Genomic DNA, 8,717 nt, shown 5'->3' with positions numbered 1-8,717 from the left:
AATGTCAAAAGCTTGAGATACTTGCATAAAAAAATCCGAGACCTAGAGGTAGGACTCGGATTCTGAAGCATCTAGAAGATCAGTCAACCGATCGATTTATCACTAAATGATCGGCATTAGACCTTAGGGTCTCCTTTTTTATTGCCTAAATGGTTAGTGTCATACTAATTTTTATAATAAATACCAGTATCGATGACTGAAATAAAATAAATCCTTGATAGCTGTTGTGATAGTAGATTGTTATGATTACAGGTAAAGGTGAACCAAAGGGGTAAATGGATGATTCAAAAAGTGCGGACTGCTGCAGTCGTAGTATTGACTGGCGTGAGTATCTTTCTCACAGGTTGTGTTTCGACTCAGTCAGAGGGGAGCGAACAAGGCAAAGTCATGGTTGAGCCCGTTATGCCTGATTACAAGCTTGAGATTAATTTAGCTAAATTAAATCAGATCTTGTCATCGGCAGAACTAACGGATGCACAAAGAGCTCGATTCCATTATGACCGAGGTGTGATCTACGACAGTGTTGGGCTGCGTATATTAAGTCGTATTGATTTTCATCAAGCACTAAAGATACAACCGAACATCGCCGATGCGTATAACTTTATTGGGATCTACTATACGCAAGAAGGTGAATACGAGAGCGCCTACGAAGCATTTGATGCTGTGCTTGAACTATCTCCAGATTATGACTATGCCTTTTTAAATCGTGGCATTGCACTCTATTATGGCAGCCGCAATGAGCTTGCTGTATCCGATATGGAGTCATTTTACTCATTAGATCCGCAAGATGGTTATCGAGCACTTTGGCTTTACATTATTGAAAGTGCGGTAGATGTAGAAAAAGCTAAAAACAATCTGATGAGCAATAGCGTGACCCTTGCAGGGAATGCATGGTCTAGTGTGTTGGTTGACTACTACTTAGGCAAAAAAAGTCGAGATGAGGTGTTTGCTGCGGCGAAAGAGGGACTGTCTCATCCTAACGAATATGCCGAGCGTTTATGTGAAGCGTACTTTTACATTGCTAAAATAGCTCAGCAGCAAGGACAGGATATTGATGCTGCGAACTATTTCAGACTCGCACTCGCCACGAATATTTATGATTTCGTGGAACATCGATATGCCAGAGTGGAGTTGGCAAAAATAAGTGCAGCAATGTCAGCACCGCAATCCAGTGAGATGACTAACTAAAGGTTCTATCCCTTTTATCATTGTTTTCACCATGCAGGCTGAACCGTCGACATGGTGATGACAGTTCTCCTTTCATACTCGCCAGCCCTTTTAACCATCTTGACGCTATCTAATTTTGGCCTTTTCGAATTTCTTTTAAGCTTATGCTTAATCTCTGGACCACTGGGTAGCCATTTTGCTGCCTTGACGCTATCTAATGTTGGCCTTTTCGAATTTCTTTTAAGCTTATGCTTAATCTCTGGAGCTCTGGGTAGCCATTTTGCTGCCATGACGCTATCTAATTTTGGCCTTTTCGAATTTCTTTTAAGCTTATTCCTAATCTCTGGACCACTGGGTAGCCATTTTGCTGCTTTGACGCTATCTAATGTTGGCCTTTTCGAATTTCTTTTAAGCTTATTTCTAATCTCTGGAGCTTTGGGTAGCCATTTTGCTGCCTTGACGCTATCTAATGTTGGCCTTTTCGAATTTCTTTTAAGCTTATTCCTAATCTCTGGAGCTCTGGGTAGCCACTTTGCTGCCTTGACGCTATCTAATTTTGGCCTTTTCGAATTTCTTTTAAGCTTATGCTTAATCTCTGGACCACTGGGTAGCCATTTTGCTGCCTTGACGCTATAATTGCCGCCTTTCCGAACACCATGAATCTGCAGGTTAACATGTCAGGCTATAAAGTTGAGGTCGACAAGCGTCGTACTTTCGCCATTATCTCTCACCCCGATGCGGGTAAGACCACCATTACCGAGAAGGTACTTTTATTTGGCAACGCGTTACAAAAGGCGGGCACAGTAAAAGGTAAGAAGTCTGGGCAGCATGCTAAGTCTGATTGGATGGAGATGGAAAAAGATCGTGGTATTTCGATCACTACCTCTGTGATGCAATTTCCTTATGGCGGCGCTTTGGTGAATCTACTCGATACACCGGGTCACGAAGACTTCTCCGAAGATACTTATCGTACACTGACAGCGGTTGATTCCTGTTTAATGGTGATTGACTCGGCTAAAGGTGTTGAGCAACGTACCATTAAATTGATGGAAGTTACCCGTCTGCGTGACACGCCTATTGTGACCTTTATGAACAAGTTGGATCGAGACATTCGTGATCCAGTAGAGTTGATGGATGAAGTTGAAGAGGTGCTTAATATTGCGTGTGCCCCTATCACTTGGCCTATCAGTTCAGGTAAAGAGTTCAAAGGTGTGTATCATCTACTGCGTGATGAAGTGATCCTGTATCAAGGTGGCCAAGGTCATACGATTCAGAACTCCAGAGTCATTAAAGGGCTGCATAACCCAGAATTAGATGAAGCTATTGGCGCATACGCTGCTGAAGTTCGCGAAGAGCTAGAGCTTGTTCTTGGTGCCTCTAACAAGTTTGATCTTGAGATGTTCCTTGCTGGTGAATTGACTCCTGTTTTCTTCGGTACAGCCTTAGGTAACTTTGGTGTCGATCATATTCTGGATGGTATCGTTGAATGGGCACCTAAACCTCAACCTCGTGAGACTGAGGTTAGAGAAGTGATGCCTGAAGATGAAAAGTTCAGTGGTTTCGTGTTTAAAATCCAGGCGAATATGGATCCAAAGCACAGAGACAGAGTCGCGTTTATGCGTGTTTGTTCGGGTCGTTATGAACAGGGGATGAAGATGCACCACGTGCGTCTTGGTAAAGATGTCAACGTGAGCGATGCTTTGACCTTTATGGCTGGCGATCGTAATCGTGCTGAAGTTGCCTACCCTGGTGATATTATCGGTTTGCATAACCACGGCACAATGCGCATTGGTGATACGTTTACTCAAGGTGAGAAGTTCCGTTTCACCGGTATTCCTAACTTTGCGCCAGAGATGTTCCGTCGCATACGTTTAAAAGATCCATTAAAGCAAAAGCAATTACTTAAAGGCTTAGTTCAGCTCTCTGAAGAGGGCGCTGTTCAGGTATTCAGACCGATAGATTCTAACGATCTCATCGTTGGTGCAGTCGGTGTGCTTCAGTTCGAAGTGGTTGTTGGTCGCTTGAAGAGCGAATATAAAGTTGAAGCTATTTACGAAGGGATCAGCGTAGCTACAGCACGTTGGGTCTATTGTGATGACGAGCGTAAACTTGAAGAGTTCCGTCGTAAGTGCAGCAGTAACTTGGCATTAGATGGTGGTGATAACTTAACCTATATCGCCCCAACCATGGTCAATCTGAATTTGTCGATGGAACGCTATCCAGACATTCAATTTGCTAAGACGCGTGAAAACTAATATTTAACGCTTACAAGGTGATGAATCTGATGAAGCCTCAAACGAAAGTTTGGGGCTTTTTTGCACACGGATGTGCTTATCCCCGATCGTAGGGACAGCGATAGAGTGGATTTGCACATGGCCCCGTTTACTTTATAAACAAGGTTCCAGACATTTATTCGGCATTTCCTCCTTACCCCATAGGGATATGGGAAGTGCTAGAGTAAAGCCTGGAGCATTACTGGCCCATGGAGGTCAGAAATGCTTATCCCAGAGCGTAAAGAGTAGAAGTGTTTATCCTTGCCTCAGAAGCGCTAAACTCTCGCTGAGCGCTCAAATCTTTATACTGATTGGTATTTGGGGTTATGATAGACAGGTAAATTTACCTGTCCTAGGGGCTATATGAATTGGATTGTAAAGGGGTGGCGAGGTTACATTGCTTGGTGCGACCGTATGGGATTAACGCCTGAGAATCGGCGTAGTTGTGCGCCAAGATTACAAGATCCAGAGCTAAGACCAGTTATAGATAACTCAGATAAACGTTCACCCTCCAAGAGTGGAGAGTAGATCATATGTCTGAGATAACTAAGCCTAACTATCTTCCAAAGATAATAGACAGTCACGCGCATTTGGACTTTCCTGAGTTTGATGTTGATCGCGATGTGCTCTTTCAATCCATGAAGAAAGTCGGTATTCAAACCGTCATTATTCCTGGAGTGTCTCCGGAACACTGGGATAAACAACACCAAATAGCGACTCAATACTCTTGTCCTTATGCGTTGGGTATTCACCCTTGGTTTAGCGACAAGCAATTCCCAAATGCGCTTTCTGAACTCGATAAACGGATAAATGATAGCGTTCACGACCCTCGTTTTGTTGCCATCGGAGAGTGTGGGTTAGACAAGTTGCATAAGAGTGATTGGGAAGTACAAATATTGGTGTTAGAGCATCAATTAATGCTGGCCGAGTCGTTAAATTTGCCGGTGATTTTACATGTCGTTAAGGCTCATAATGAAATTATGCCACTTTTAAAGCGTTATAAATTGGCCAGAGGAGGTGTGATACATGGATTCTACGGTTCGATTGAGTTGGCAACAGAGTATGTTAAATTAGGTTATAAACTCGGAATTGGTGGTTTAATTTTAAACAGTGATGCGAGAAAACTCAAAGATTGCATAACAAAAATACCCACCAATTCGATCATAATTGAAACAGATTCGCCTGCAATGTCACCTAAAAGTTCCCTTGTAAAACGTAATACCCCACTAATTCTACCGTTAATTATTGATGAAATCGCAAAATTACAAAAAAAATCGAGTGTTCTGATTACAGAACGAATGTTTGATAATGCAATGCAACTCTTTGACCTTTAATTTATTTTATTTAAACAGGTGTTGGTCGCACCATAGTTTTTCACTAAGATGCTGAAATTAAACTTCAAAAAATTGATCGAAACCACGATTTTAACCTTGCGGTCGGGTATAATCGAAGCCGAAAAAGGTTGGTTAACAACATAATTAAAAAGTATTAACAATAGGGTGATGGTTAATGGATATTTTAATGAGTTTAGTAGGGGTGGTCACCTTACTATCGATAGCGTTCGCGCTGTCTAATAATAAAAAAGCAATTAATAAGCGTACTGTGTTCGGTGCTCTAGCAATTCAAGCCGCTTTCGGTGGTTTCGTTTTGTATGTACCAGTTGGTAAAGATATCCTTAAAACAGTATCTGATGGCGTATCAAGCGTTATCGGTTATGCTCAAAACGGTATTAGCTTCCTGTTTGGCGATTTGGCTAACTTTAAAGTTGGTTTCATTTTCGCAGTCAATGTACTTCCAGTCATTGTCTTCTTCTCTTCTCTTATCGCAGTACTTTACTACCTTGGCATTATGCAGTGGGTTATCCGTATCATCGGTGGCGCACTTCAAAAAGCATTAGGGACTAGCCGTACTGAGTCTATGTCTGCAACTGCAAACATCTTTGTTGGTCAAACTGAAGCACCACTTGTGGTTCGTCCGTTTATCGCAACGATGACTAACTCTGAGCTATTTGCCATCATGGTAGGTGGTTTAGCGTCTATTGCTGGTTCAGTAATGGCTGGTTATGCGCAGATGGGTGTACCTATCGAATATCTCGTTGCCGCTTCATTCATGGCAGCACCAGGTGGTCTATTAATGGCTAAACTGATGCATCCTGAGACTGAAGAAGCTAAGAACGACATGAGCGATCTGCCAGAAGATCCTGACAAGCCAGCAAACGTACTTGACGCTGCTGCTGCAGGTGCTTCATCTGGTATGCATTTAGCACTTAACGTTGGTGCAATGCTACTCGCATTCGTTGGTCTTATCGCTATGATCAACGGCATTATCGGTGGCCTAGGTGGCTTTATCGGTATGGAAGGACTAACACTTGAGCTTATCTTAGGTTATGTCTTCATGCCGCTTGCATTCCTTATCGGTGTACCTTGGAATGAAGCACTTGTTGCTGGTTCTTTCATCGGTCAGAAGATTGTTGTTAACGAATTCGTTGCCTACCTAAACTTCGCTCCTTACCTTAAAGATATTGCTGATGGCGGTATGGTTGTTGCTGAAACTGGTGTCGCTATGTCTGATAGAACTAAAGCTATCATCTCATTTGCACTATGTGGTTTCGCTAACCTATCTTCAATTGCGATTCTACTTGGCGGACTAGGTGCTATGGCTCCTTCACGTCGCCATGATCTTGCAAAGCTTGGTATTCGTGCTGTTATCGCAGGTTCTCTAGCGAACTTGATGAGTGCGACCCTAGCAGGTCTATTCTTAGCAATTTAAGCTTAGAAACTCTAAAGGGGGACTCCCCCTTTAACTCAGGCGCAGCTCATGTGAGTAGCGCCTAAGTTAACCTAACCATTTTTCAGCTTTACGTTGTATCGCATCACTAAATAAATTCGTAAGAATGGTAGAGGTGTGTGGATGAACACGATTTATTAATGGATTTTGCGTTCGTTTCTCTGACGAAATCAGTTAATAGATAGATGTTTGTTTGAATGTTAAAACTTAGTGTTCGCAATTTTACATTAATAATGTTGTGCTTTGGCGCAAAATAAGTAAAATGCGCGCCATAAAAAAGAAATGCTGACTCTTTCTAAAAAGAGCAGTAAACCATAAAATAAATGGGGTTGATGATGAAAAACGTTAAAACTTTAGCACTAGCAGCAACAGCTGTAGCAGCTATGTCTGCACCTACTTTTGCTGCTGATCGTTCAGATCTACGTTCTGGCGATTACAGCTGGATGCAGTTCAACGCAATGTACGCTGTAAATGAACTTCCACGTGATGGTTCAACTGATGGCGGCCATGATTACATGGAAATGGAATTCGGCGGCCGTGCTGGTATCGTTGACCTGTATGGTTATGTTGATGTATTCAACATCACTAACCGTGACTACGGCGATAAGGGAGCGGGCGGCGGAAGCAGCAAATTGTTCATGAAATTCGCACCACGTTTCTCTATTGATGCAATGACAGGTTGGGATCTTTCAGCTGGTCCAATCCAAGAAGTTTACTTCTCGACTCTATTCAACTGGGACGGCAGTGTTGGCGAAGGCGTTAACTCTACATTCTGGGGTTTAGGTGCTGATGTAATGGTGCCATGGTTGGGTAAAACTGGCATGAACCTTTACGGTTACTATGACCTGAATGCTAAAGAGTGGAACGGTTACCAATTCTCTATGAACTGGTTCAAGCCAGTGATGAACTTCGAGAACGGTACTTTTATCTCTTTCCAAGGTTATGTAGATTACCAGTTTGGTGCTGACGCAGTTGATGATGCTTTTGTACCTAAAACTTCAAGTGGTGGCGCAGCTTACTTCGGTCTACATTGGCATTCAGACAACTATGCACTGGGTTATGGCTTGAAAGCATACCAAGATGTATACCTAGTTAAAGATGATGGCGGCAGTGTTGGTCTAGAATCAACTGGTTTCGCACATTACTTCACAGCAACTTACAAGTTCTAAGACTTTGTAATCGCTGTATGAGCCACGCTTAGGCGTGGCTCAACTTTTTGACTAATGACATATAAAACGGCTTAACCTTTACGTAAATACATTTTACTTTTTAGTCTATTTACGTAAAGGTTTGACTCAGTATTGAGTAAGACATTTAGCTTAACTTATAGCAGTACCTACAGAATAAAATACACGCGCTAAAATGGAATTTTCGCGGAAAGGTAGAAGCCCATATTGTTGCGTTCACCTTCCCGGTCTTCAAGGATTCAAGTCGTGACCTTAGTGTCAGATAGCTAATGCCTTTGTGGTAGTAGCATTGAATACCTGAATTATTGAGTTCACTTTGAGTGAGCTCTGTGACGATGCCCGAAGGCCCGGCCCCAAAAATCATAATAATGCCCAGCCAAACGCTATCTCACCTAGATTTCTATTTATAGTTCACTTTAATTTATTTGAACTTTTACACATTTGAATTTGTTTTGGAGACATATTATGAGCGATTTAAAAAAAGCAGCACAAAAAGCCATTGAGCTGATGGATCTTACGACGCTGAATGATGACGATACCGATCAAAAGGTGATCGAGCTTTGTCACAAAGCGAAGACTCCAGCGGGTAACACTGCTGCTATCTGTATCTACCCAAGATTTATTCCGATAGCCCGTAAAACCCTAAACGATATGGGTTGTGAAGATATTAAAATTGCCACAGTGACTAACTTTCCCCACGGTAATGACGATATTGCTATCGCAGTATTAGAAACCCGTGCAGCGGTTGCCTATGGCGCCGATGAAGTGGATGTGGTTTTCCCATACCGTTCATTGATGGAAGGTAATGAAACCTTAGGTTTTGAACTCGTTAAGGCATGTAAAGAAGCCTGTGGTGAAGATGCGATCCTTAAGGTGATCATTGAGTCAGGTGTCTTACAAGACCCAGCACTTATTCGTAAAGCATCAGAGCTTTGTATCGATGCAGGTGCTGATTTCATCAAAACATCAACCGGCAAAGTGCCTGTCAATGCGACACTTGAAGCGGCTGAAATCATGATGACTGTGATCAGTGAAAAGAACACTAAAGTCGGCTTTAAGCCTGCTGGCGGCGTAAAAGATGCAGCTGCAGCGGCTGAGTTTTTAGGTGTTGCTGCACGTCTTTTGGGTGATGAGTGGGCAACGCCTGCGACATTCCGTTTCGGTGCTTCAAGCTTGTTGGTTAACTTGCTACACACCTTAGAACTAGGTGAAGAAGTTAAAGGTCCACAGGGCTACTAAACACTTTATGATTAGCCCTTTTTTATTAGAAAATAGGGCTTTTTTTTAGTTAAGTGTGATCTAA

General features: G+C 42.5%; 7 protein-coding genes. All 7 read left to right on the top strand.

Annotated features, from left to right (window positions below):
- Positions 1 to 279: 279 nt before the first annotated feature.
- The 7 genes from nlpI (at position 280) to deoC (ending at position 8,653) form a co-directional block, all read left to right on the top strand.
- Entirely contained in the window at positions 280 to 1,188 is a 909-nt protein-coding gene (nlpI, locus tag FN961_RS24365) for a lipoprotein NlpI (protein WP_144042741.1), read from the top strand.
- Between the two features lie 653 nt (positions 1,189 to 1,841).
- Complete coding sequence (gene prfC / locus FN961_RS24360; protein WP_144042740.1) at positions 1,842 to 3,422, top strand: peptide chain release factor 3; 1,581 nt, start codon at positions 1,842 to 1,844, stop codon at positions 3,420 to 3,422.
- A gap of 381 nt (positions 3,423 to 3,803) precedes the next feature.
- The gene (locus FN961_RS25895; protein ID WP_185972877.1) at positions 3,804 to 3,968 is read left to right on the top strand and encodes a hypothetical protein; all 165 of its coding nucleotides are present in this window, start codon (positions 3,804 to 3,806) and stop codon (positions 3,966 to 3,968) included.
- A gap of 5 nt (positions 3,969 to 3,973) precedes the next feature.
- The gene (locus tag FN961_RS24355; protein ID WP_144042739.1) at positions 3,974 to 4,774 is read left to right on the top strand and encodes a TatD family hydrolase; all 801 of its coding nucleotides are present in this window, start codon (positions 3,974 to 3,976) and stop codon (positions 4,772 to 4,774) included.
- A 175-nt stretch (positions 4,775 to 4,949) separates the two neighbouring features.
- On the top strand, positions 4,950 to 6,209 hold the full coding sequence (locus FN961_RS24350) for a NupC/NupG family nucleoside CNT transporter (protein WP_144042738.1): 1,260 nt from the start codon (positions 4,950 to 4,952) through the stop codon (positions 6,207 to 6,209).
- Positions 6,210 to 6,562: 353 nt separating this feature from the next.
- Complete coding sequence (locus FN961_RS24345; protein WP_144042737.1) at positions 6,563 to 7,396, top strand: nucleoside-specific channel-forming Tsx family protein; 834 nt, start codon at positions 6,563 to 6,565, stop codon at positions 7,394 to 7,396.
- A gap of 483 nt (positions 7,397 to 7,879) precedes the next feature.
- Positions 7,880 to 8,653 (top strand): deoxyribose-phosphate aldolase, encoded by a 774-nt coding sequence (deoC, locus tag FN961_RS24340; protein ID WP_144042736.1) that lies wholly within the window; start codon positions 7,880 to 7,882, stop codon positions 8,651 to 8,653.
- The last annotated feature ends 64 nt before the right edge of the window (positions 8,654 to 8,717 follow it).

Source organism: Shewanella hanedai, assembly GCF_007197645.1.
Classification (GTDB): Bacteria; Pseudomonadota; Gammaproteobacteria; order Enterobacterales; family Shewanellaceae; genus Shewanella; species Shewanella hanedai.
Note: the sequence above shows the minus strand (reverse complement) of the source record. Positions and strands in the feature narration are given on the sequence as shown.